This window comes from Rhizobium sp. P32RR-XVIII (assembly GCF_012641395.1).
Taxonomy (GTDB): Bacteria; Pseudomonadota; Alphaproteobacteria; order Rhizobiales; family Rhizobiaceae; genus Rhizobium.
In genome coordinates this window covers 180,335-203,268 of record NZ_JABAIH010000002.1, presented here as the reverse complement: position 1 = coordinate 203,268, position 22,934 = coordinate 180,335, and the positions used below count along the sequence as shown (strand labels likewise).

At 62.2% G+C, this 22,934-nt stretch carries 22 protein-coding genes; 12 read left to right on the top strand and 10 right to left on the bottom strand.

The genetic code is table 11. From position 1 onward, the window contains the following. Position 1 precedes the first annotated feature (1 nt). Positions 2-361: a YciI family protein gene (locus HGP14_RS05965; protein ID WP_168828947.1), complete on the top strand. Its 360-nt coding sequence runs from the start codon at positions 2-4 to the stop codon at positions 359-361. Positions 362-364: 3 nt separating this feature from the next. Continuing rightward, positions 365-1,609, top strand: a complete 1,245-nt coding sequence (locus HGP14_RS05960; RefSeq protein ID WP_168828946.1) for an RNA polymerase sigma factor — start codon at positions 365-367, stop codon at positions 1,607-1,609. Here HGP14_RS05960 and HGP14_RS05955 read toward each other — a convergent pair. Then, positions 1,577-2,539: a lysylphosphatidylglycerol synthase domain-containing protein gene (locus tag HGP14_RS05955; protein ID WP_168828945.1), complete on the bottom strand. Its 963-nt coding sequence runs from the start codon at positions 2,537-2,539 to the stop codon at positions 1,577-1,579. The genes HGP14_RS05960 and HGP14_RS05955 overlap by 33 nt on opposite strands. 75 nt (positions 2,540-2,614) lie before the next feature. Between HGP14_RS05955 and HGP14_RS05950 the strand changes: the two genes are divergently transcribed. Genes HGP14_RS05950 through HGP14_RS05940 form a run of 3 tightly spaced genes read left to right on the top strand, consistent with a single transcriptional unit; the run spans position 2,615 to position 6,642 of the window. Further along, positions 2,615-3,628, top strand: a complete 1,014-nt coding sequence (locus tag HGP14_RS05950; RefSeq protein WP_168828944.1) for a glycosyltransferase family 2 protein — start codon at positions 2,615-2,617, stop codon at positions 3,626-3,628. Between the two features lie 19 nt (positions 3,629-3,647). Beyond that, complete coding sequence (locus tag HGP14_RS05945; protein WP_168829599.1) at positions 3,648-5,132, top strand: glycosyltransferase family 39 protein; 1,485 nt, start codon at positions 3,648-3,650, stop codon at positions 5,130-5,132. 1 nt (position 5,133) lies between these two features. Then, positions 5,134-6,642, top strand: coding sequence for a glycosyltransferase family 39 protein (locus HGP14_RS05940; protein WP_168828943.1), 1,509 nt, complete (start codon positions 5,134-5,136; stop codon positions 6,640-6,642). On the opposite strand, the gene HGP14_RS05935 is transcribed toward HGP14_RS05940, so the two are convergent. Beyond that, positions 6,639-8,006, bottom strand: a complete 1,368-nt coding sequence (locus HGP14_RS05935) for an aspartate aminotransferase family protein (RefSeq protein ID WP_168828942.1) — start codon at positions 8,004-8,006, stop codon at positions 6,639-6,641. The two genes, HGP14_RS05940 and HGP14_RS05935, sit on opposite strands and share 4 nt — an antisense overlap. Before the next feature lie 53 nt (positions 8,007-8,059). Here HGP14_RS05935 and HGP14_RS05930 point away from each other — a divergent pair, with 53 nt between their 5' ends. Then, entirely contained in the window at positions 8,060-9,442 is a 1,383-nt protein-coding gene (locus HGP14_RS05930) for a glutamine synthetase family protein (RefSeq protein ID WP_409527062.1), read from the top strand. On the opposite strand, the gene HGP14_RS05925 is transcribed toward HGP14_RS05930, so the two are convergent. Next, positions 9,439-10,389 (bottom strand): diacylglycerol/lipid kinase family protein, encoded by a 951-nt coding sequence (locus HGP14_RS05925; RefSeq protein WP_168828940.1) that lies wholly within the window; start codon positions 10,387-10,389, stop codon positions 9,439-9,441. The two genes, HGP14_RS05930 and HGP14_RS05925, sit on opposite strands and share 4 nt — an antisense overlap. 309 nt (positions 10,390-10,698) lie before the next feature. Here HGP14_RS05925 and HGP14_RS05920 point away from each other — a divergent pair, with 309 nt between their 5' ends. Next, positions 10,699-11,919 (top strand): MFS transporter, encoded by a 1,221-nt coding sequence (locus HGP14_RS05920; protein ID WP_168828939.1) that lies wholly within the window; start codon positions 10,699-10,701, stop codon positions 11,917-11,919. On the opposite strand, the gene HGP14_RS05915 is transcribed toward HGP14_RS05920, so the two are convergent. Continuing rightward, complete coding sequence (locus HGP14_RS05915; protein ID WP_168828938.1) at positions 11,887-12,282, bottom strand: helix-turn-helix domain-containing protein; 396 nt, start codon at positions 12,280-12,282, stop codon at positions 11,887-11,889. The two genes, HGP14_RS05920 and HGP14_RS05915, sit on opposite strands and share 33 nt — an antisense overlap. Positions 12,283-12,386: 104 nt before the next feature. Here HGP14_RS05915 and HGP14_RS05910 point away from each other — a divergent pair, with 104 nt between their 5' ends. Next, positions 12,387-13,400, top strand: coding sequence for a zinc-binding alcohol dehydrogenase family protein (locus HGP14_RS05910; protein ID WP_168828937.1), 1,014 nt, complete (start codon positions 12,387-12,389; stop codon positions 13,398-13,400). 308 nt (positions 13,401-13,708) lie between these two features. After that, a complete protein-coding gene (gene mgtE / locus HGP14_RS05905) occupies positions 13,709-15,085 on the top strand; it encodes a magnesium transporter (RefSeq protein ID WP_168828936.1) in 1,377 nt (458 codons plus the stop codon). Here mgtE and HGP14_RS05900 read toward each other — a convergent pair. The 5 genes from HGP14_RS05900 to HGP14_RS05880 form a co-directional block, all read right to left on the bottom strand. After that, positions 15,066-15,878 carry an ABC transporter ATP-binding protein gene (locus HGP14_RS05900; RefSeq protein ID WP_168828935.1) on the bottom strand — a complete coding sequence of 271 codons (813 nt, stop codon included), beginning with the start codon at positions 15,876-15,878 and terminating at the stop codon, positions 15,066-15,068. The genes mgtE and HGP14_RS05900 overlap by 20 nt on opposite strands. Beyond that, positions 15,871-16,872 (bottom strand): FecCD family ABC transporter permease, encoded by a 1,002-nt coding sequence (locus HGP14_RS05895; RefSeq protein ID WP_168828934.1) that lies wholly within the window; start codon positions 16,870-16,872, stop codon positions 15,871-15,873. Before HGP14_RS05895 ends, HGP14_RS05900 begins: the two co-directional genes overlap by 8 nt. Continuing rightward, positions 16,869-17,867 (bottom strand): iron ABC transporter permease, encoded by a 999-nt coding sequence (locus HGP14_RS05890; RefSeq protein ID WP_168828933.1) that lies wholly within the window; start codon positions 17,865-17,867, stop codon positions 16,869-16,871. The genes HGP14_RS05895 and HGP14_RS05890 overlap by 4 nt, the downstream gene beginning before the upstream one ends. A 27-nt stretch (positions 17,868-17,894) precedes the next feature. After that, the gene (locus HGP14_RS05885; RefSeq protein WP_168828932.1) at positions 17,895-18,827 is read right to left on the bottom strand and encodes an ABC transporter substrate-binding protein; all 933 of its coding nucleotides are present in this window, start codon (positions 18,825-18,827) and stop codon (positions 17,895-17,897) included. Positions 18,828-18,934: 107 nt separating this feature from the next. Continuing rightward, positions 18,935-19,408: an Lrp/AsnC family transcriptional regulator gene (locus tag HGP14_RS05880; RefSeq protein WP_168828931.1), complete on the bottom strand. Its 474-nt coding sequence runs from the start codon at positions 19,406-19,408 to the stop codon at positions 18,935-18,937. A gap of 145 nt (positions 19,409-19,553) precedes the next feature. Here HGP14_RS05880 and HGP14_RS05875 point away from each other — a divergent pair, with 145 nt between their 5' ends. The 3 genes from HGP14_RS05875 (at position 19,554) to HGP14_RS05865 (ending at position 21,121) form a co-directional block, all read left to right on the top strand. Next, complete coding sequence (locus HGP14_RS05875; protein WP_168828930.1) at positions 19,554-20,462, top strand: DMT family transporter; 909 nt, start codon at positions 19,554-19,556, stop codon at positions 20,460-20,462. 96 nt (positions 20,463-20,558) lie between these two features. After that, complete coding sequence (locus HGP14_RS05870) at positions 20,559-20,756, top strand: type II toxin-antitoxin system VapB family antitoxin (protein WP_168828929.1); 198 nt, start codon at positions 20,559-20,561, stop codon at positions 20,754-20,756. Further along, complete coding sequence (locus HGP14_RS05865; RefSeq protein WP_168828928.1) at positions 20,753-21,121, top strand: type II toxin-antitoxin system VapC family toxin; 369 nt, start codon at positions 20,753-20,755, stop codon at positions 21,119-21,121. Before HGP14_RS05870 ends, HGP14_RS05865 begins: the two co-directional genes overlap by 4 nt. 3 nt (positions 21,122-21,124) lie before the next feature. On the opposite strand, the gene HGP14_RS05860 is transcribed toward HGP14_RS05865, so the two are convergent. Beyond that, on the bottom strand, positions 21,125-22,789 hold the full coding sequence (locus tag HGP14_RS05860; protein WP_168828927.1) for an electron transfer flavoprotein-ubiquinone oxidoreductase: 1,665 nt from the start codon (positions 22,787-22,789) through the stop codon (positions 21,125-21,127). Between the last annotated feature and the right edge of the window lie 145 nt (positions 22,790-22,934).

Here is a 22,934-nt window from a genome sequence, read left to right as displayed (position 1 = left end):
GATGCGCTATATTTGCTTGATCTATAATTCTGCCGACGTCGATGGCACGCTGACGCCGAAGGAAACCGACGAGATCGTCAGAGCGCATTTCAGCTTCGACGAGGAGCTTCGCCGCAAGGGCATCATGATCCATGCGGATGCACTGGAGATGCCGGAAAAGGCGACGGTGCTCAGGGTTCGCAACAATGCCCTGCAGGCAACCGATGGGCCCTACGTCGAAACCAAGGAGCATCTTGCCGGCCTTTACGTCATCGAAGCGCCTGATGATGTGGCGGCGAAGGCGATTGCTGCGCGCATCCCTTCGGCGCGTGTTGGTGCCGTGGAACTGCGGCCGGTGCGTATGCTGACTTTACCGGAGTAGCGCTTGGAGAAACTGATCGAGGACATCTACCGGTCGCAATCGCGCAGGGTGCTGGCAACGCTCATCCGGCTGCTCGGAGATTTCGACCGTGCGGAGGAAGCGCTGCACGACGCCTTTGCGGCAGCAGCGCGCATATGGCCGCGCGATGGTGTTCCCGCCAATCCTTTCTCCTGGCTTGTCTCCACGGGCCGCCACAAGGCGATCGACCATCTGCGCCGCCGTTCGCGGTTCGACGCGTCGCTCAAGGATATCGAAGACAGCCTTTACGGCGAAGCCGGGGCTACGGAAATCGGCGACATGGAGCTCATTGGCGACGACATGCTGCGGCTGATCTTCACCTGCTGCCATCCGGCCATTCCGGCCGACGCGCAGATGGCGATGGCGCTTCGCGAAGTCTGCGGACTGACGACAGAGGAGATCGCGCATGCGTTCCTCGTTTCGGCACCGACGGTCGCCCAACGCATCGTGCGCGCCAAGAGCAAGATACGCTCAGCCGGCATTCCTTACGAAGTTCCCGACCTTGATGAACTTCCCGAGCGGCTCGACCGCGTTCTGCACGTCATCTACCTGGTTTTCAACGAGGGCTATTCCGCCTCCTCGGGCGCCGAGGTGACGCGGACCGATCTGACCGTCGAGGCGATCCGGCTGGCGCGGCTGGTGGAGGACCTTCTTCCGCATCCCGATGTCGCCGGTCTGCTTTCGCTGATGCTGCTGCAGGATTCCCGCAGCCTTGCGCGGCACGGCGCGGATGGCAGTCTGATCTTGCTCGCCGAGCAGGATCGATCGGCTTGGGATCCACGGAAGATAAAGGAGGGCTTGAGGCTCTTGCGACGGGCGATGGAGCCCGACGAAATCGGTTTATATACCGTCCAGGCAGCCATCGCTGCCGAACATGCCAAGGCCCAAACGCCGGAGGCGACGAATTGGTCCCGGATTGCCGCGTGCTACGATCTGCTGATCGAAGCACAGCCCTCGCCGGTTGCCGAACTCAATCGCGCCGTGGCGATTGCAATGTCGGAGGGACCGCAGAGAGGGCTCGAGCTCATCGAGGGCATCATGGAATCCGGCAGGCTCGGCAGCTATCATCTGGCGCATTCCGCACGCGCCGATTTCCTGCGGCAGCTGGACCGCAGGGAGGAATCGATCGCGGCTTACGAACGCGCGCTCTCCCTCTGCCATCAGGGACCCGAGCAGGCTTTCCTGCGAAAGAGGATCTCAGAGCTTATGGCGGCGCCCGAGCGGCAGTGAGATCGCCGTTCCCGTCAGGGCGGAGACTATAATCAGCAAGTGTGCATTAATGCTCGCCTGGGCGAGCGCGGCGAGCGCCGCCTTCTCGCTCGAAGCGCCGAAGGCGACTGCGCCGGCGGTTACCCCCGCCGGGTAGGTGCCGACGCCGCCCGGCGCATGGACCGGCAGCACCGAGGAAAGCTCGCCGCCGAGCGCCCCGCCGAAGCTTGCCGTCAGCGGCAGAACGCCCATGAGGCTGAGCGCCCAGGCGAGCACGATGACCTTCACCAGCCAGTTCACCGCCGTCATGGCCCAGGCACGTGCGAATGCAAGGCCATTCACGGGCAGGCCGTTTTCGATCTCGGACAGGAAGTGTTGCGCCTTGGCGGGAAAGAGCTTGAAGCTGAAGCGCAGCAACGGTTTGCGCACAAGAAAGGCCCCAACCGGCAGCAACAGAAATGCGGCCCACAAGACCCAGGCCGCGACAGCATCCGGAGCGGCTACTGCAATCCCCATGCCTGCTGCGGCAAGCAGCGCGTGCAGATCGAGCAGACGCATGACCAGCAGCGCCGAGGTTCCCCGCGTCAACGGAATGCCGAACTCCGTGCGCATGAGAACTGGAAAGCTCGTCTCGCCGGTGCGGAACGGCAGCATGATATTGAGCAGATTGTGAATCTGCGTCACGCGGAAAAGAGCGCGAAACTGACCTTTCGTCTCCCGCGGGAAATAGTCGAGAATGCGCCATGTCCGCAGGAAGTAGGTGCTGGTCAGCAACACAAGCGCCACGAGGATCGGGATGACGCCGACGGCCGCCCATTGAGCGATGATTACCGACCACCCCCAAAACCATTCGATGAAAAGCGCATAGGCAGCGACAATCGCGACTGTGAGCAGCGTCATGCGATTGCGCGCAAACCAGGATTGTCGGCTAGCGCCAACCGGAGAGTTCATGTACTAGGCTTCCTGACTTCAGCGGTCCCAAATGCCGCTCGACTGGCCATGACGGCCTTTTAGGAGCAATAAGAGTTGCAGACAACGTCCGAGTCGCTTCAAAGCGCAAATGATCTGATCCAGTCGCTTGAACTTTCGCTTGTGGTGCCGGTGTTCAACGAAGAGGAAAGCGTCGGCCCGCTCGTCGAGCGGATATGCGATGCGATGTTGGCCTACCCCAGCCGGTGGGAACTCATCCTGGTGGATGACGGCAGCACCGATGCGACCCTCGTCAACGCCCGCAAGTATGTAGGACGTGAAGGCCTTACGCTCAGGATCGTCGAGCTGCAGCGCAATTTCGGCCAGACCGCCGCAATGCAGGCCGGCATCGACACGGCGCAGGGCCGGCTGATCGCGACGATGGATGGCGACCTGCAGAACGATCCGAAGGACATTCCGTCGATGGTCTCCGAACTGGAGCGCCGCGAACTCGACCTTCTGGTCGGCTGGCGCAAGAACCGCAAGGATGGGCTGCTGCTTCGCAAGATTCCCTCCTGGTGCGCCAACTACCTGATCGGCCGCATCACCGGCGTGAAGCTCCACGACTACGGCTGCAGCCTGAAGATCTATCGCGCCTCGATCATCAAGCAGGTGAAGCTGATGGGCGAAATGCACCGCTTCATCCCGGCCTGGGTCGCAGGCGTCGTCCCGAGCTCGCGCATCGGCGAAATGGCCGTGACCCACCATGCCCGCCAGCACGGCCAGTCGAAGTACGGCATCTCGCGCACCTTCCGCGTGATCCTCGACCTGCTGTCGGTGATGTTCTTCATGCGCTACAAGGCACGGCCCGGCCATTTCTTCGGCTCGCTCGGCCTTGGTCTCGGCGCGATCGCAGGGCTGATCCTGCTCTACCTCTTCTTCGACAAATTCATTATGGGAAATGACATCGGCACCCGCCCGATGCTGATGGTCGGCGTCGTCTTGCTGCTATCGTCGGTGCAGTTGATCACCACCGGCATTCTGGCGGAAATGATTGCGCGCACCTACTATCGCGACGATGCGTCGCCGAACTACATCGTGCGGCAGATCTTCGATGGAAGCGACGTTTGACAAACGGCGGGGCGACTCGCTGATCCAGGGTTTCGGCAAGACGATCGGCAATGCGAGCGTGCTGCTTGCCATCTATTTCCTGCTGAACATCGCGCTTCGCGCCACCCTGCCGCATTCGCTCGAACTCGACGAGGCGGAGCAAACCTTCTACTCGCAATATCTGCTGGCAGGCTACGGGCCGCAGCCGCCGTTTTATAACTGGCTGCAATATGCTGTCGTCGCCGTTGCGGGCCCATCGATCTGGGCGCTGAGTATTCCGAAAAACCTCCTGCTCTTCCTATGTTACGTCTTCTATGGCCTCGCCGCGCGTGAAGTGCTGAAGAGTCCGGTCCTTCAGGCGGCCGCGATGCTTGCGCTGATCACCCTTCCGCAGGTTTCCTACATGGCGCAGCAGGACCTGACGCACACGGTCGCGCTGCTGTGCGCAACATCGCTCTTCCTCTTCGCCTTCTTCCGGACGCTCGAGCGTCCGAACGTCCTCAGCTATCTCGTTCTCGGGATCGCGACCGGGATCGGCGTCATCTCGAAATACAATTTCGCCCTGATGCCGTTCATTGCGATTGCCGCCGCGATTCCGGACCGGGAATGGCGGCGTCGCATCTTCGACTGGAGGATTTTGCCGGCATCCATCGTCGCGCTGACGATTACATTGCCGCATCTCCTCTGGCTTTACGGGAACATGGAACTGGCGTCCGCCGGCACGCTGAGCAAGATGGTTGATGGCGGAGAGGGAAACGGCGTTTTCCAAGCAGCCGAAGGCCTGCTCTCCCTTGTCATTACGATCGTCGCGTTCGCCGTTCTCCCGCTCGTCATTTTTGCCGCCGCCTTCCGGCGCGATTTTCTGCGGTCGCTTTCGGCGGGCGATCGATGGACGCGGCTGATGGAGCGGATGATCATTATCAGCCTCGTCGCGATCGTCGTGGTGATCCTGGTCACCGGCGCGACCCATATCCGCGAACGCTGGCTTGATCCGTTTCTGCTGGTCCTTCCCCTCTATTTCTTCCGCAAGCTCGAAGTGGCGGGCGGCGATCTCTCGCTTGGCATCAGGCGTTTCCTGGGCTCTGTCCCCGTGCTGATGGCGCTCGTGATGGTCGTGCTTGCCGTAAGGGTCGCCGGAGCGGAGTACATCGGCTCCTATACGAAGCTGAACGTTCCCTTCGCGGATTTCGCCAAGGCGATGACCAACAAGCAGCGCCCGGCGCTCATCGTTGCCAGCGACAGATATGTCGGCGGGAATCTTCGGCTTCAATTCCGGGACGTACCGGTGATGATCTCCGGCTTTCCCGGATCAGGAATCCCTGCGGATGCCGCTGCCGAACGGCCGCTGCTTGTCGTCTGGCGCGGACGGACGCCGAAGGATGCGCCGATGCCGGCAGACCTGTCGAACTGGCTGAAGAACAGCGGCATCGAACCGGATGAGATCGGCACGCTTGCCCTTCCCTACCACTTCGGCAAGGACGGCGACACGTTTGCGCTCGGCTATGCCTGGCTTGAACGGAAATGAAATGACCGAGCACAGGAACGAGACCCGCCAGATCGATATGCGATGGGTTTTTGCCCTGCTTGCCGCCTACTTTCTCCTGCAGGTCGCGGTCCGCATGGTGATGCCGCCGACGCTCGGGCTCGATGAAGCGGAGCAGTCCTTCCGCTCGCAATGGCTTGCCGCTGGCTATGGTCCCCAGCCGCCGTTCTATAACTGGCTGCAATATGCCGCCTTTTCACTCAGCGGCGTCTCGCTGCTGTCGCTGGCCGTTGTCAAGAATACGCTGCTGTTTGCCTCCTACGTCCTTTACGGTCTCACGGCGCGGATGATCCTCAAGAGCAGCATGCTCGCGGCAATCGCAATGCTCGGACTTTTGACGCTTCCGCAGGTCGCGTTCGAAATGCAGCGCGACCTGACGCACACGGTCGCCGTGTTCTTCTCCGGCTGCCTGTTTCTTTACGGATTTGTCCGCTCGCTCAAAAAGCCGGACATGCTGTCATATTTCGTGGCGGGCGTTGGCCTGGGCATCGGCCTGCTGTCGAAATACAACTTTGCCCTCCTGCCCGCCTCCGCGCTTCTGGCGGCGTTGCTCGACCCACAGATGCGCAAGCGCGTCTTCGACTGGCGCACGGTGGTGACCGCCGTCACTGCGCTCATCACCACCCTGCCGCATCTCTTCTGGCTCAAGGACAACCTCGGATTCGCCACAGCCCGGACACTGGAGAAACTGACGGACAGCGGCAACGCGAGCTACCTCGTGCAGGTGGCGATGGGCTCCGGTTCACTCATACTGGCCGTGATCGGCTTTTGCGCCGTGGCAATGCTGGTCTTCGCGATCGCGTTCGGCAAGCCGTTCTTCTCGGCCGTCTCCGGCAGATCGGAGTGGACGCGGCTCTTCGAGCGCATGATGCTCTTTGCCATTCTCGGCATCCTGCTTCTGGTCGTCTTCGGCGGAGCAGCCCATGTCAAAGACCGCTGGCTGGTTCCACTCTTCTTTGTCGCGCCCCTTTATTTCTGCCTGAAAATCGAGGCGTCGAACGTCCATGTTCCGAATGCCTTGCGGCGCCTCATGCCGATCATCGCGACGATCATGATCGCAGTTCCCGGGATCCTCTTCGGTCGTATTGCGGCGGCAAGTCTCAACGGCGATTATGAGCGCCTGAATACGCCCTATGCGCGGCTTGCCGCCGCACTCCGGCAACAGGGCGAAGCGAGTGCAATTGTGGCGGAAAGCAGCCTGCTTGCCGGAAATTTGCGGAAGGATCTCCTACCGGTCACCGTGATTTCGCTGGATTATCCGGGGTTCACGCCTGCAATCCCGATCTCGAAACAGCAGCCAATCCTCATCGTCTGGCAGCTGGGCCGGAAAGAAGGCGGTGCCCTGCCCGCCAAAGCCGCCGAATGGCTGAGATCGGTTCCGGAGCTGAGCGGCGCCACGCCCAAGGTTTCGACGATCGAGATTCCGTATTACTACGCCCACAACGGCGATTCCTACCGTTTCGGCTATGCGTGGGTCGCGCCTGCCGACTAGGCTTTGAGGTCGCGCCACGCCGCATCCAGAGCGATCCTGGCGATCCGCACCATTTCATCGACCTCTTCGTGGCTGATCACCAGCGGCGGAGATGCAAGCATGCGGTCGGCGGTCGCCCGCAGGACGAGGCCGTTCGCGAGCGCATGGTTGCGGACCAGGGCGCCGATCGCATCCGGCTTTTCGAAGCGAGTGCGCGTCTTCTTGCCGGCAGTCAGCTGGAGCCCGCCCATGAGGCCGATGCTGACCGCCTCGCCGACAAGCTCGTGGTCGCCAAGAGCAGCCCACGCTTTGGCGAAGTAAGGGCCGATGTCGTCGCGGACGCGATCGACCAGCTTTTCCTCCTCGATGATGCGCAGGTTTTCCAGTGCCGCCGCGGCGCAGACCGGGTGGCCCGAATAAGTGAAACCGTGGTTGAACTCGCCCACCTCGTTGATCATCACATCGGCGATGCGATCGCTGACGAGCACGCCGCCAATCGGCAGATAGCCCGATGACAGGCCCTTGGCGATCGGCGCGAAATCGGGCTCGACGCCGAAATACTGATGGCCAAACCATTCGCCCAGCCGCCCGAAACCGCAGATCACTTCGTCGAAGACGAGCAGGATGTTGCGGGCCTTGCAGATCCGGGCAATTTCCGGCCAATAGGTCTCCGGCGGGATGATGACGCCCGCAGCACCCTGGATCGGCTCGGCCACGAAGGCGGCGACATTGTCTTCGCCCAGTTCATCGATCTTCGCCTCCAGTTCGCGAGCGACCTTGAGACCGAACTCGGCAGGCGAAAGATCGCCGCCTTCGCCATACCAATAAGGCTGGCCGATATGGACGATGCCTGATATCGGCAGATCGCCCTGCTCGTGCATGTATTTCATGCCGCCCAGGCTGGCGCCGGCGACGGTCGAGCCGTGGTAGCCGTTCTTGCGGGCGATCACGATCTTCTTCGAGGGTTTACCGACCGCGCTCCAGTAGACCCGCGCCATGCGGAACCAGGTGTCGTTCGCTTCCGATCCCGAGCCGGTGAAGAAGACATGGTTGAAGCGCGGACCGGCATGCGACGTCACCTTCTCGGAGAGCAGCGTCGTGGGTATGCTCGTAGTGCCGAAGAAGGTGTTGTAGTAGGGCAGCTCATTCATCTGCCGCATGACGGCATCGGCGATCTCCTTGCGGCCATAGCCGACATTGACGCACCAGAGTCCCGCAAAACCGTCCAGATACTTCTTGCCTTGGCTATCCCAGATGTAGACGCCCTCGCCGCGCTGGATGATGCGCGTGCCGTCGGCGTTCAGCTTCTTCATGTCGGAGAAGGGATGCAGATGGTGGGCGGCATCGATGGCGGCGAGATTTGAGAGCGGGTAAGTATCGGACATGATTTGCAAAACACCCTCTGAGATTGAAAGGCTCGTCTCAATGAGCTACGACCTTGGCCTTGTCCGAGGGGATTTTCAAGATCATGACGGCTGACATCGTGCACGGCAAAGCTGCGGAGGGCGAACCGCGGATCGAGATCCTGATCGTCGGCATGAACGGCGACCTGCGCGGCAAGCAGATCCCGCTCGACGCCCAGAAGAAAATCTGGGAAGGCGAAGTGCGCCTCCCCACCTCGACGCAATCGCTGGATATCTGGGGCGACGACAATGACGACATCACCGGCCTCTCGCTGACGATCGGCGATCCGGACGGCAACTGCCTTCCCGATGCGCGCAGCCTTGCACCGATGCCCTGGGCGCCGGAAGGGTCGCTACACGTGCTCGCCACGATGCACGAACTCGACGGCAGCCCGAGCTTCATGGATCCGAGGGCGATCCTGGCCGCGGTGCTGAAGCGTTATGATGAGCGCGGTCTCACGCCGGTCGTCGCGACGGAACTCGAATTCTATGTGGTGGAGCCGGACTGGCGCGATACTGGTCGGCCCTCGCCGCCCAAAAGCCTCAGCTATCGCGGCGAACCGAACGGTTTCCAGCTCTACGACATGAGCGCCGTCGATGCGCTCGACGACTATCTCCAGACAGTGCGTGCCTATGCAAAGGCGCAGAGCCTGCCGGCGGATGCGACAACAGCCGAGTTCGGCCCCGGACAGTTCGAGATCAACCTGCTGCACCGGCCCGATGCCCTGGCGGCGGCCGACGACTGCATTTACCTGAAGCGCATCGTCGAACAGGCGGCGCGCAAGCACAACCTCAAATCGACCTGCATGGCCAAACCCTATTCCGACCATGCCGGGTCCGGCCTGCATGTGCATGCCAGCATCATCGACAAGGATGGCCGCAACATCCTCGATGCGAAGGGCGGAGAGCCGAAGAGGCTGAAATCCGTCTGTGCCGGAATGCTCGACACGATGCGCGAGGCGCAACTCGTCTTTGCGCCCTTCGCCAATTCCTATCGCCGTTTTCAGCCGGGCTCCTTCGCCCCGGTCGATCTAACCTGGGGCACAGGACACCGTGGCACGGCAATCCGGATTCCGGACGCCAACGGGCCGGCAGCGCGCATCGAGCATCGCGTCGCCGGCGCGGATGCCAACCCCTATCTGCTGCTTGCGGCAATTCTCGGCGGAATGCTGCTCGGCCTCGACAACGAGCTTGATCCCGGCGAAGAGACGACGCCGTCCCATGCCCCGGAGAAGACGGAACGGCTGACGCATGATTTTCTGACGGCGGTCGAAGCCTTCCGCGCGTCGCCCTTCATCAAGGACGTCTTCGGCGAGCGCTATCAGAAGCTCTATGGCGACACGAAATACAAGGAGGCGCTGGCCTATCTGCGTACCGTGTCTGACTTCGATTACCGGACCTATCTGCCGCGAATTTAGAGCCACGCCGCCGGTTCGCGGCGTTCGGCCTCCTCCATCTGCGAGGCAAGGCCCTGCTTCACGAGCACCTTCAGTTCTTCGCGATGCAGCTTGATGAATACGTCGCGCTCGAGCGGCAGAAGCTCGCCGTCCATGACGCAGTTTGCCTTGGCACGCAGCTTGGGGAAGTGGAGATGGACTTCCGCCGGATGCATGATCATCACGTCGGCATTTTCCCTCACCTTGCCTCTTAGCAGATCGACGGCCAAGCGCGCGACGCCGAGCGGTTTCAAGGGGTTGGCAGTATAAAAACCCAGTTCGCCGCTGGTGAGGCTGTCTGCATAAAGCAAGGCGTTCGCGCCGAAGGGGTTGTTTGACACCGAGACGGCGGATACCCGGCGACGCTCGTGAACGCCGGCCGCTTCAAAGTCGACCTCGAACTCGGGCGGATTCAGAATGACGCCGAAGGCTGCACGGACGCTGGCGCGCATCTTGCCGAGGCGGGAGCGGTAACTAAAGGAGTTGCGGTAGCGCACCATACGGGCATGCAGCCCCGCCGAAAACTGGTGGATGAAGGGCCGGCCGTTGGCGCTTGCAATGTCGACATGATCGACTTCGCCAAAAGCCAGGGTATCAAGCGCCTGCCAGATATCGAGCGGCACCTTCAGTGAGCGGGCGAAGAGATTCATGGTGCCGGCGGGGATCACGCCAAGGGCAACACCGTTCTTCCAGGCGATCGATGCCGCTGCCGAAATGGTGCCGTCGCCGCCGCCGGCAACGATGCCGTCGATGTCGTCGCGCCGGGCAGCGCGCTCCATCGCGGGAACGATCTCCTTGCCGGAAAAGACGATGGCCTCGAAGTCATGACCCGCTTCCCGGAAGGTCGCCTCCGCCCGCTTCTCATAGGCCTCCATATCGGTGGTTCTGAAGGTACCGCCGTCTTTGTTGAAAAAACCTACAAGCTTCATCAGGCGTGCTGCTCCCGCATCGCGCGTCTCAATCCTGTGTGCGTAAGTTGGTCTGAGCCTCCTTCATTTCAAGCGTCGTGTTCCGGCGGCGAGGCAGGCCCGCGAAACGCACAAACGCAAATATTGCAACGGACATATGCAGATAGCAGGACGCTGCACTGCAAAAAACGCACTCGACGCTTTGCGGGCAATCAGGGATAGAGTGAAGATGGAGGTACGTACCTCCCTTCCCGCCATAGCCCGGCCGACCATCCTGCGAACACGAAGCTTCCGGATCGTTTGCCATTGAGACATGCCTCAGGAGCTCCCGTGAGCCAGATCGCCGTAGACGATTCCATCGATTCCAGTCCGGTTTCGGAAGCCCCCTCGCCCATGGCAGTCGCGCTGGTGCAGCTGGCGCTCGCCTGCGGCGGCTTCGGCATCGGCACGGGTGAGTTCGCAATCATGGGGCTGCTGCCGAATGTGGCCGATACTTTTTCGGTCACGACACCGCAGGCCGGTTACGTCATCAGCGCCTATGCGCTCGGGGTCGTCATCGGCGCTCCGGTGATTGCTGTCCTTGCGGCCAAGATGGCGCGCCGTTCGCTGCTTCTCCTGCTGATGGGTATTTTTGCAGTCGGCAACATTCTGAGCGCCCTGGCGCCAACCTTCGAGAGCTTCATCGCCCTGCGCTTCATTACCGGCCTGCCGCATGGCGCCTATTTCGGCGTCGCCGCGATTGTCGCCGCCTCTATGGTGCCGGTGCACAAGCGAGCCCGCGCCGTCGGCCGGGTAATGCTCGGCCTTACGATCGCAACCCTGCTCGGCACGCCACTCGCAACCGTCTTCGGCCAGTCGCTCGACTGGCGCGTCGCCTTCACGTCGGTTGGCGTCATCGGGCTCGTGACGGTCGCGCTCATCTGGTACTACGTGCCGCGTGATCAGGTGGATGACGGCGCAAGCTTCCTGCGCGAACTCGGCGCCTTCCGGCGGCCGCAAGTCTTGCTGACGCTCGGCATTGCAGCCGTTGGTTATGGCGGCATGTTCGCGATGTTCAGCTATATCGCCGGCACGACGATGAAGGTCGCGATGCTGCCCGAAAGCATGGTCGCTGTGATGATGGTCCTCTTCGGCCTCGGCATGAACGCCGGCAACATCGTTGGTTCCTGGCTCGCCGACAAGTCGATCATGGGCACGATCGGCGGCTCGCTGGTCTTCAACATCGTCGTGCTGACACTGTTTTCGCTGACCGCCTCAAGCCCGTTCATGCTGGCGCTCTGCGTCTTCCTCGTCGGCTGCGGCTTTGCCGCCGGTCCTGCCCTGCAGACCCGGCTGATGGATGTAGCGGCCGATGCGCAGACGCTTGCCGCCGCCTCCAATCACTCCGCCTTCAACATCGCCAATGCCCTCGGAGCCTGGCTCGGCGGTCTCGTCATCGCCTGGGGCTATGGCTTTGCGGCCACCGGTTATGTCGGCGCGTTCCTGTCGTTCCTCGGAATGTTCGTGTTCGCCGCCTCGCTACGCCTTGAGCGCCGTAACGGGAGCGCATGACGGATCGCGCAGCTCCATGCCATCGGGGCGGCAGAAGACATATTCGTCACCCCAGGCCGCCAGCGCACGAATGACCGGCCTCAGCGTTTCGCCGAGCGGGGTCAGCGCATATTCCACGCGCGGCGGCACGACCGGATAGACGGTGCGCGAAACGAGACCGGATTCTTCCAGTTCCCGCAACTGCTTGGTGAGCATACGCTGCGTCACCGCCGGGAGCTTGCGGCGAAGCTCGTTGAAGCGCAGCGTTCCATCCATCAGATGGAACAGGATCACGCCCTTCCACTTTCCGTCGAGATAGCTCAGCGTTGCTTCGACTGGGCAGCCGGGGAAATTCTTCGTCAGCTTGGCGCGGGGCAGCGACATTCGACAGTATCCTTTTTGGTACTACGTACAGAATTTGTGCATTCTTGCGCTTATGAAGTATAAGACGCATCTAGCCTCTGTGCAACGAACACAGGAGTTTCCCCATGCGCGCCGTCGCCTACAAGACCCCGCAGCCCATTTCCGCCGAAACCTCGCTTATCGATGTCGACCTGCCGGTGCCGGAAGCGAAGGGTCACGACCTGCTCGTGGAGATCAAGGCCGTTTCCGTCAATCCTGTCGATACGAAGGTGCGCGCCGGCGTGACGCCCGCTGGCGATGAACTCAAGGTGCTGGGCTGGGACGCCGCCGGCATCGTCAAGGCCGTCGGGCCTGACGTCACGCTCTTCAAGGCCGGAGATGAAGTCTATTATGCTGGTGCGGTCAACCGCCCTGGCTCGAACGCGGAGTTTCATCTCGTCGACGAGTGCATCGTCGGTCGCAAGCCCAAAAGCCTGGATTTCGCGGCCGCTGCCGCCCTGCCGCTGACGTCGATCACTGCTTACGAAACACTGTTTGACCGGCTCAAGGTTCAAGATCCGGTGCCCGGCGGCGCACGGTCTTTGCTTGTCATCGGTGGCGCTGGTGGCGTCGGCTCGATCACCATCCAGATCGCCCGAGCCCTGACGGACCTGACGATCATCGCGACCGCTTCCCGTCCGGAAACACAGGAATGGGTCAAGGAACTCGGCGCGCACCATGTCGTCGATCACTCGAGGCCGATCGCGCCGCAGATCGCGGAACTCGGCATCGGCGCACCGGGTTTCATCTTCTCGACCACCAATACGGATTCTCACATCGCCAACATCGTCGAGGCGATCGCGCCCCAGGGCCGCTTCGCACTGATCGACGATCCGAAGGTGCTCGATGTCGTGCCGTTCAAGCGTAAATCGGTCTCGGTGCATTGGGAGCTTATGTTTACCCGGTCGCTCTTCTCGACGCCGGACATGATCGAACAGCATAAGCTGCTCAACAAGATTTCCGAGCTTGTCGATAGTGGCAAGATCCGCACGACGCTAAGCGAAACGGTGGGCACGATCAACGCAGCCAACCTGAAGAAGGCGCATGGGATGATCGAGAGCGGCAGGATGAAGGGCAAGGCTGTTCTCGCCGGCTTCTGAACCGCTTTTGCGCCAGCCGCCTTTCCGGAAACATCCGGTAAATCATGTTCGCAAAGAATGCCGCGCCTGACGGTGCGGCATTCTGCCATTAACCATCTATCCTAGTTGACTTTTTCAGTGTTCAGGACCACGTAGTATGACACGCGGATGACGCTCGTCAGACCGCGGATATCAACGGAGCCATCAATCAGATGCCAAGCGACAGTAGCAGTCGATTGCCTTTGCCGTACGCGGCCCTTTCGCGCTAACCTGGTTGCTCCGGGCTCGCCCGATCGGACGCTACGGCGGATCGACGGAAAGGCGAGCTAATGAACTTCAATCGCTTCCCCCTGCGGGCAGGACATGCCGCCCGTTTCTTCGCCAGCGACAGCCTCGGAGCGGTCACCACCGCAGAGCGCGTCGAGCGTCTGAACGGACTCGAAATCCCGGAGGCAGCGGCCATCCTCGCTACGCTTCCGCAGCAGAAGGCCGTCCGCATTCTCGGCAGGCCGGAACTGCACAACGCTGCCGCAATCCTCGCCGAAATGCCGGTCGAGCATGCCGCGCGGCTGCTGAACTCTACCGCGAACGACCGCGTCGCCGACATCTTCCATGAACTGGACGAGGATTCACGCGCCACCCTTTTCGCGAAACTCGACCGCCCCACGGCGCTCGCCGTAAAGCACCTGATGGGCTACCCGCCGCGTACGGCAGGCGGCATCATGACGACCGAGTTCGTCAGCGTGCCGGATAGCTGGACCGTTCAGCAGACGCTCGACCACGTTCGCCGAGTCGAACGCTCACGCGAGACGGTCTATGCGATCTACGTCCTCGACGCGCTAACGCAGGTGCTGACCAATGTCGTGACACTGCGCCGCCTCATCACCGGCGATCCCGGCGAATCCGTTCTCACGGTTGCGCAGAAGGAAGGGGTTGTTCGCTGCGACCCGCTGATGACGCAGGAGGAGGTCGCACGGCTGATCCGCAAGCATAATCTTCTGGCGCTGCCGGTCGTCAGTGACGACGGCCATATGCTCGGCATCGTGACCGTCGACGACGTCATCGATACGATGATTGCCGATACGACCGAGGACGCGCAAAAATTCGGCGGCATGGAAGCGCTCGGCAAGCCCTATATGAAGGTCGGCTTCGCCGGCATGATCCGCAAGCGCGCCGGATGGCTCTGTGCCCTCTTCCTCGGCGAAATGCTGACGGCAAGCGCCATGCAGCATTTCGAAGGAGAACTCGAGAAGGCCGTCGTGCTGACGCTCTTCATTCCGCTGATCATGAGCTCGGGCGGCAACTCCGGTTCGCAGGCGACGTCGCTAATCATCCGTGCGCTGGCGGTCGGAGAACTCAAGCTGTCCGATTGGGGGCGGGTGCTGCTGCGCGAACTGCCGACCGGCTTCGTGCTCGGCGCGATCCTCGGTCTCGTCGGCATGCTCCGCGTCATCTTCTGGCAGACGGCCGGGCTTTACGATTACGGCCCGCACTGGGTGCTGGTCGGCATCACCGTCTTTGCGGCGCTCGTCGGCATCGTCACCTTCGGCTCGATGTCGGGCTCGATGCTGCCGTTCCTGCTGCAGCGCCTGCGGCTCGATCCGGCAACGGCATCGGCTCCCTTCGTCGCGACGCTGGTCGATGTGACCGGTTTGGTGATCTACTTCTCCGTCGCGCTGCTGATCCTCAGCGGGACGCTTCTCTAGCAGGGGCGAGCGGAAGGCAAAGCGGGGTGCCGTCCACAGGATGCGGGACGACCGCGGCGTCGATCCCGAAGACTGCCTTGATGAGCTCCGGCGTCAGCAACTCGCCGGGGCTTCCTGCCGCGTGAATGCCGCCATCCGCAACGGCAATGATGTGATCGGCGTATTGGGCCGCGTGGTTCAGATCGTGGACGACCATGACGATGGTGCAGCCGCGATCGCGATTGAGCTCGCGCAGCAGCTCCAGAACCTCCAATTGGTGTGCGATATCGAGATAGGTTGTCGGCTCATCGAGCAGCAGGATCGGCGTCTCCTGCGCTAGCGCCATCGCGATCCAGGCGCGTTGCCGCTGGCCGCCCGAGAGCCGGTCGAGCGGCCGCGAAGCTAGATCGGTAAGCCCGGTGGCGGCAAGTGCTCCATCCACCACGTCCTCGTCATGCGCGCTGGTGCGCGACAGCAGGCCCTTGTGCGGATGGCGGCCGAAACGGCAGAGCTGGCGCACCGTCAGACCATCCGGCGAGACCGGGCTCTGCGGCAGCAATGCGAGCTTCTGGGCGATCGCCCTGCCCTGCATCGCGGATATCTCCTTGCCGTCGAGATAGACGGTGCCGGATGCGGGTTCGATGATGCGGCCGAGCGCCTTGAGCAGAGTGGACTTGCCGCTGCCGTTCGCACCGATCAGCGCGGTTATGCGACCATCGGGAATGGAGACATCGACATTTTCGAGCACCTGGAGAGCGGCGTAGCCCAGGGTCAGCCTTTCTCCGGCAAGGCGGGATTGCGCGGCGTTACTCATGGCGGCCGGTCTCCTTGATGAGCAGGAAAATCAGATAAGGCCCGCCGATCACCGCGGCGACGATGCCGGCCGGGATCTCGTTCGGCAGCGCCACGAGCCGTCCGGCAAGATCGGCAGCCGAGAGCGCGAGAGCTCCTATCAGCGCACTGGCGGGCACGAGATGTCTGGCGTGGGGACCGACGAGCAGGCGGGCCGCGTGCGGCGCGAGCAGGCCAAGAAACCCCATGCTGCCAACGCTGGCAACGGCGCCTGCGCAGAGCAGCACGGAAACGACAATCAGCCCGCCGCGCAGCCAGCCGGGCGACATACCGAGGCTGATCAACGTATCGTCGCCGAAGCCGCCGGCATCGAGGCGCGCGGCAGCCAGCAGAATGAGCGGCAGGCAGGCGAGCAGCCAGAGACCGAGGATCAGCACGTCGGTCCCGGAACTACCGTAGACGCTGCCCGCAAGCCAGACCATCGACTGGTCGGCACGGGTCGGGAAGATTACCATCACATATTGCATCAGTGCCTGCGCCAGCATGCCGAGCGCGACGCCGACGAGCGCAAGCGCCGCAATGCCGCCGCCAAAGGCACGGCCGATCGAGAGCAATAGGACGGCGCCAAGAATTGCCCCTACCACTACGCCTGCCGGTATCGCCCAGATCGCCCAAGCGGGAGGCGCCATCATCCCGGCAAGGAAGGCGCCGAGGCCGGCGCACTTGGTGATGCCGACGACATCCGGCGAGGCCAGCGGGTTTCGGAGTGCCCCCTGCAGGAAGACGCCAGCGAGGCCGAAGGAGGCGCCTGCAAGGATCGAGACGGCAACACGCGGCACCCGGTACTGCATGACGATGAAAGCGTTCTTGCCACCGCCGATACCGTCCAGCACCTGCGCAATACTCAGCGTCACAGCCCCGATCGTCATGCCGAGAACGGCAAGGACCGCAATAAGAGAGGCGATGGTGAAGCAGACCGTCAGCGCCCGCATGTTGCGTCCGGCAAGCGCGTTCATCGGATCCGCTGCCTCCAGAGGATCAGCAAAAAAGTCGGGGCGCCGATCAGCGCAGTGACGATGCCGACCGGCATTTCCGAGGGGTAGGCTGCAACGCGGCCCGCGAGATCGGCGGCATTGAGCAGCAGCGGACCGGCGATGGCGCTCAGCGCAATCAGGGTCAGCTGGTCGCCGCCGGCTATGCGCCGGATGATATGCGGCACGAGCAGGCCGATGAAGCCGATCGGGCCGCTGACGGCGACGGCCGAACCGGCCAGCACGACGATCAGCAGCGCCGCCAGCCCGCCGACCCGCGTGGCGTTCTGCCCAAGAGAAAGGCCTGTCGTTTCATCGAGCGCCAGCACGCCGAAATGGCGCCCGGCCAGAAGTGCTGCGCCGCCGCCGATGAGGGTGAAGGGCAGGATGATCCAGACCTTTTCCCATTGGGCGCCGTTGATCGATCCGGCCAGCCAGTAGACAATATCTTGCGCAGCATTGTTGGCGATCAGGATTGCCTGAACCAGGGCCGCAAGAACGAGCTGGATGGAAATGCCTGCGAGCGCCAGCTTCATGTCGTTCATGGCGCCCGAGACCGAAAGCGCCCACATGGCAAGCCCGACGGCAGCGGCACCGGCGAAGGCCGGCCATACGGTGCCCGCTCCCTTCAAGGGCGGAAAAGCAATCAGGCAGAGGACGATAACAAGCGACGCCCCGGCATTGATGCCGAAGGTCTGCGGCGAGGCGAGCGGGTTGCGTGTCAGGGTCTGGATCAGCACGCCCGCGACCGCCAGATTGGCGCCGACCATGACGGCGAGCAGCGCACGCGGCAGGCGCACGTCCCAGACGAGCGCGCTGTCCGGCGAGCCATCGGGCGCGATAAAGAGGAAAAGGGCGCGCAGAACCGGCAGTTCCGAAACGCCAAAGGAGACGGCTGCGACGATCACCGCAACCAGAGCGGCAAACAGCAGGCAGCCAAGGGTGAGCGGCTGCAGCCGCCAGCCCGCCTTAACTGCCATCGTTGCCGCCTTGCCGCTCACTGCCGCTCACGCTGCGCTGTAAACCTTGGCCAGGATTTCCCGAGCAACCATCTCGGCCGTCTTCAGGCCGCGGAAGCGCGAGAACTGATTGCGGTCGACCTCGAAGATCTTGCCGTCCTTGACCGCGGAAACGTTGGCGAAGGCGCTGTTGCCTTTCCACTGGTCGAGCACCGTGCCGCCGGCATCGGTTGCGACCAGCAGCACATCGGGATTGACGGCGATCAGCCGCTCCAAGCCTGCGCCGCTTTCCACGGCATCGGAGGAGTCGACCGCCGGCGTCAGTCCCATCGCCTTGAAGACGGAGCCGGTGAAGGACGACGAGGTGTGCAGGCTCATGGAATCGGGCGTTGCGACCGCCAGAAGGAAGCCGCGCTTCTCGCCCGCCGGAATTTTGGCGACGAGGGCCGCGATTGCCGCCTCGTGATTGGCAACCGCCCTCTCGCCCTTCGCCTTGTCGCCCAGTGCATCGGCGATGATGACGACGCCGTCCTTGATTGTCTGGTAGCTGCCCTCCCAGCTGTTCAGCACGATCGTCGGAGCAATGGCGCTGAGTTGCGAATAGATGGCGGAATGGCGGATTTCATCGGCGATGATCAGGTCGGGCGTCAGGGCGCTGACAAGCTCGAGATTCGGCTCGAGGCGCGTGCCGACGGAGCTGTAGTTGATCTTCTTGCCGAGCAGCTGCTCGATACGCTTCGGCTGGTTGTCGTCAGTGACGCCGACCGGTACGACCCCGATGGCGTCCAGCGCCTGGACGAACGAGAATTCCAGCGCGACGACGCGCTGCGGTTTGCCGCTGATGTCGGTCGAGCCGAGCTGGTGCTTGATCGTGCGGGCTGAATCTTGCGCGAAGGCCGGCCTGGTTGCGGCTGCCGCTGCGGCGGCGCCGAGGAGGAGGCCAAAATGGCGGCGTGAAATCGGGTTCTGCAATATGCTCATGTCAAACTCCCAGCTGAAACGGGCGACGGGAGGCAGCTCCCGCTTTTAAATTTTCCGCTACAGAATTGACGTGCAGACTTCAAGTAAAGTTTACAAAAAAACTCACCTTATTTTCCTTCGGGCAGCTTCAACGGCCCGTGAGTCTTCATGCTGCGAATGGCGAAGTTCGAGCGGATGTCGCTGACATTCGGCAAGGTCAGCAGCGTATCGGTGAGAAGCCGCTCGTAAGCGGCCAGGTCCTCGACCACGACTTCCGCCAGGAAGTCCGCCGTTCCTGAGATCAGGAACCACGAGACCACTTCGGGAATGGCAAGCAATGCCGCCTCCTGCGCCTGCGCGTTCTCGCGGCTGTGGTGGGCGACCTTAAGTTCGACAAAAACCGTCAAGCCGAGGCCAACCTCCTTGCGGTCGATATCAGCGCGGTAGCCGCGGATGACGCCCGTCTTTTCGAGGTTGCGGATTCGGCGCAGGCAGGGGGACGGCGACAGATTGACCTTCTCGGCAATCTCGACGTTGGTCGCCCGCGCATCCTCCTGCAAACACTTCAGTATCGCCAAGTCAAATTTATCGAGATTTGGCATAATTGCTAAAATCCCCGGTGCCTTTTGGCATAACATTGCCGATGATACTGCTTTCGCGCCACAGATAGCAAGGATATGCCCCGCGCTTCTCGCCTATTCTTTTCTCAACCGGACAGCGATCCGATGACAATGAGAGGATAGATCCATGAGCGTCCTTGCCTTCACCAACAATGCCAAATCCGCCTCGACGTCCGTCGGATATGCGGGCGCCGTTGTTACGGTCCTGATCTGGGCTGCCTGGATCCTTGCGACACGTCACAGCGCCGCAACACAGCTCGGGACGATCGATATCGGCCTGATCCGCTACGGCATCCCGGCGCTCGTGCTGGCACCGGTCTGGCTGAAGACCGGCCTGTTACCGAAGGGGGTGCCGCTTGGCCTGCTTGCCATGATGGTCGCCGGCGCCGGCGCCGTCTTCTTCCAGCTGACCACTTCGGCGATTCATTCGACCCCTGCGTCTGCGGCCGGAATTCTGCTCGGTGGCTCGATGCCGCTCGCTGCCGCCCTCATCGGCGTCGTCATCTTCCGCGAAAGACCGGATGTCTCGCGCTGGCTAGGATTGGCCGCGATCGTCGTGGGCGTCGCCATTCTGCTCGTCCGCAGCCTTGCAGGGACTGCCCTCCCCTGGACCAGCTTCGTCCTGCTGCCGATGGGCGCAATCCTCTGGGCAGCCTACACGCACGCCTTCCGGCGCTCCGGCCTGACCGCAGTGCAGGCAAGCGCGATCATCGCCATCTGGTCATTTCTGATCCACGCCGGCCTTGCCTTCATCTTCGGCACGTCCATCGCGAGCGCCCCGCTTGCCGAGGTCGGCCTGCAGATGCTGACCCAAGGTGTCCTCTCGGGTCTTGCCGCAACCGTTGCCTATGGCCTTGCCGTGCATGCTTTGGGTGGCACACAGGCGGCCGCCTTCACGGCGATCACGCCGGTGCTGGCCACGATCGGCGGCGGCGTGCTGCTCGGAGAGGAAATCGGCGTCGCCGAGATTGCCGCCGCCGTCATCACTGGGATCGGCGTTGCGCTTTCGACCGGCATCGCGGCTCGGAGACGCTAGAAAAGCCGGCCTGCCCGCCGAGTGCTCATTTCCGCTTTTCCGATGCATTGAAAGCGGCATCATGTGATGCTAATTTTGATGCGTAGGAGACAGGTGATGCGCACAACGTTAAGCATCGACGACGAACTTTTGTCAAAAGCGCGTGACGCGACCGGTATTGCGGAAACGTCCTTGATTGTTCGGGAAGCGCTCCGCGCTCTCGTCGAACGCGAGGCGGCGCGGACGCTTGCCCGGCTCGGCGGAAGCGCACCCAATTTGGTTGCACCGCCGCGCCGCAGGCTGGGCGACGAATGATCCTTGTCGACACCTCGGTATGGGTCGACCATCTGCGGGCAAGTGATCCAAATTTGCGCGATTTTCTGGAAGCACGGGAAGTTCTCTCTCATCCTTTCATTATCGGTGAAATCAGCCTCGGCAACCTACCGCAATATGACCTGGTGCTGAGCAGCCTTGAGCTTTTGCCGAAGGCCGTCAAAGCGTCAGATGAAGATGTTCTCCACCTTATCAAACAGCGAAAGCTTTTTGGCATAGGCATCGGCTATGTCGACGCACACCTGCTGGCCTCCGTCCTGCTGACACCTGAAGCACGCCTCTGGACCAGAGATAAGCGACTCGAAAAGACGGCGTGGGCGTTGGGCCGGAGCCTGAGCAACGCCTGACCTTCACATATTCGGATAGACAGGCCCCTCGCCGCCCTGCGGCGGCACCCAGTTGATGTTCTGGTTGGGGTCCTTGATGTCGCAGGTCTTGCAGTGGACGCAGTTCTGGGCGTTGATGACGAAGGTTTCCTTGCCGTCCTTTTCCACCCATTCGTAGACGCCGGCCGGACAGTAGCGCGTCGAGGGGCCGGCGTAGACGTCGTTTTCGGACGATTTCTGCAAATCCATGTCCTTGACCTGCAGGTGCACCGGCTGGTCTTCCTCGTGGTTGGTGTTCGACAGGAACACCGAGGAGAGGCGGTCGAAGGTCAAGACTCCGTCCGGCTTGGGATAGGCGATCGGCTTGTGCTGCGCGGCAGGTTCGAGCGATTGGGCATCCGTCTTGCCGTGCCTCAGCGTGCCGAAGATCGAAAGGCCGAAGAGCTGGTTGGTCCACATGTCGAAGCCGCCGAGCGCCACGCCGATTGCCGTGCCGAACTTCGACCACAGCGGCTTGACGTTGCGCACCTTCTTCAGGTCCTTGCCGATGTCGCTGGCGCGCCAGTCGTTTTCGATCTCCACGACCTCGTCATTGGCGCGTCCGGCCGCAATCGCTTCGGCAATCCTGTCGGCCGCCAGCATGCCCGACAGCACCGCATTATGGCTGCCTTTGATGCGCGGCACGTTGACGAAACCGGCCGAACAGCCGATCAACGCTCCGCCCGGGAAGGAGAGCTTCGGCACCGACTGGTATCCGCCCTCGGTGATGGCGCGCGCACCATAGGAGAGCCGCTTGCCGCCCTCGAAGGTGCCGCGGATCGCCGGATGCGTCTTGAAGCGCTGGAACTCCTCGAATGGATAGAGATAGGGGTTCTTGTAGTTCAGGTGGACGACGAAGCCGACGGCGACGAGGTTGTCCTCCAGGTGATAAAGGAACGAGCCGCCGCCGGTCTTGAAGCCGAGCGGCCAGCCGAAGGAATGCTGCACGAGGCCGGGCTTGTGGTTCTCGGGCTTGACCTCCCAGAGCTCCTTGAGGCCGATACCGAATTTTTGGGGCTCGCGACCCCGCGACAGATCGAACTTGGCGATCAGCTGCTTGGCGAGCGAACCGCGCACGCCTTCGCCGATCAGCACGTATTTGCCGTGAAGTTCCATGCCGCGGGTAAAGTTCGGGCCCGGCTCGCCGTTCTTCTCGATGCCCATGTCGCCGGTGGCGACACCGATGACGGCGCCTTCGTCGTTGTAGAGCACTTCGGTTGCGGCAAAGCCCGGATAGATCTCGACGCCGAGTTCCTCTGCCTTTGTCGCCAGCCAGCGACAGACATTGCCGAGCGAGACGATGTAGTTGCCGTGGTTGTTCATCAGCGGCGGCATCATAAAGTTCGGCAAGCGAACCGAGCCTGCCGGGCCGAGCACCAGGAAGTGGTCGGCCGTCACTTCTGTCTTGAACGGATGACCCTCCTCCTCGCGCCAGCCGGGCAGCAGCCGGTCGATGCCGATGGGATCTACCACAGCACCGGAGAGGATATGGGCGCCGACTTCGGCGCCTTTTTCCAGCACGACGACCGAGAGTTCCGGATTGACCTGTTTCAGACGTATGGCGGCCGAAAGGCCAGCCGGACCGGCACCGACGATCACCACGTCGAATTCCATCGCCTCGCGTTCAGGTAGCTCAGTTACCTCGGTCATTCATCCGTCTCCGCTCGGCCGCGCAAAGCGGCCACAACCCCATATCAGGTCTTCTCTTGTCAAAACCGGAAAGCATTGTCGAGCCGGGAAGCGACAGCCAATCCTCCAATTCGCACAATGCCAATTGGCGGAGGATATGAATCAA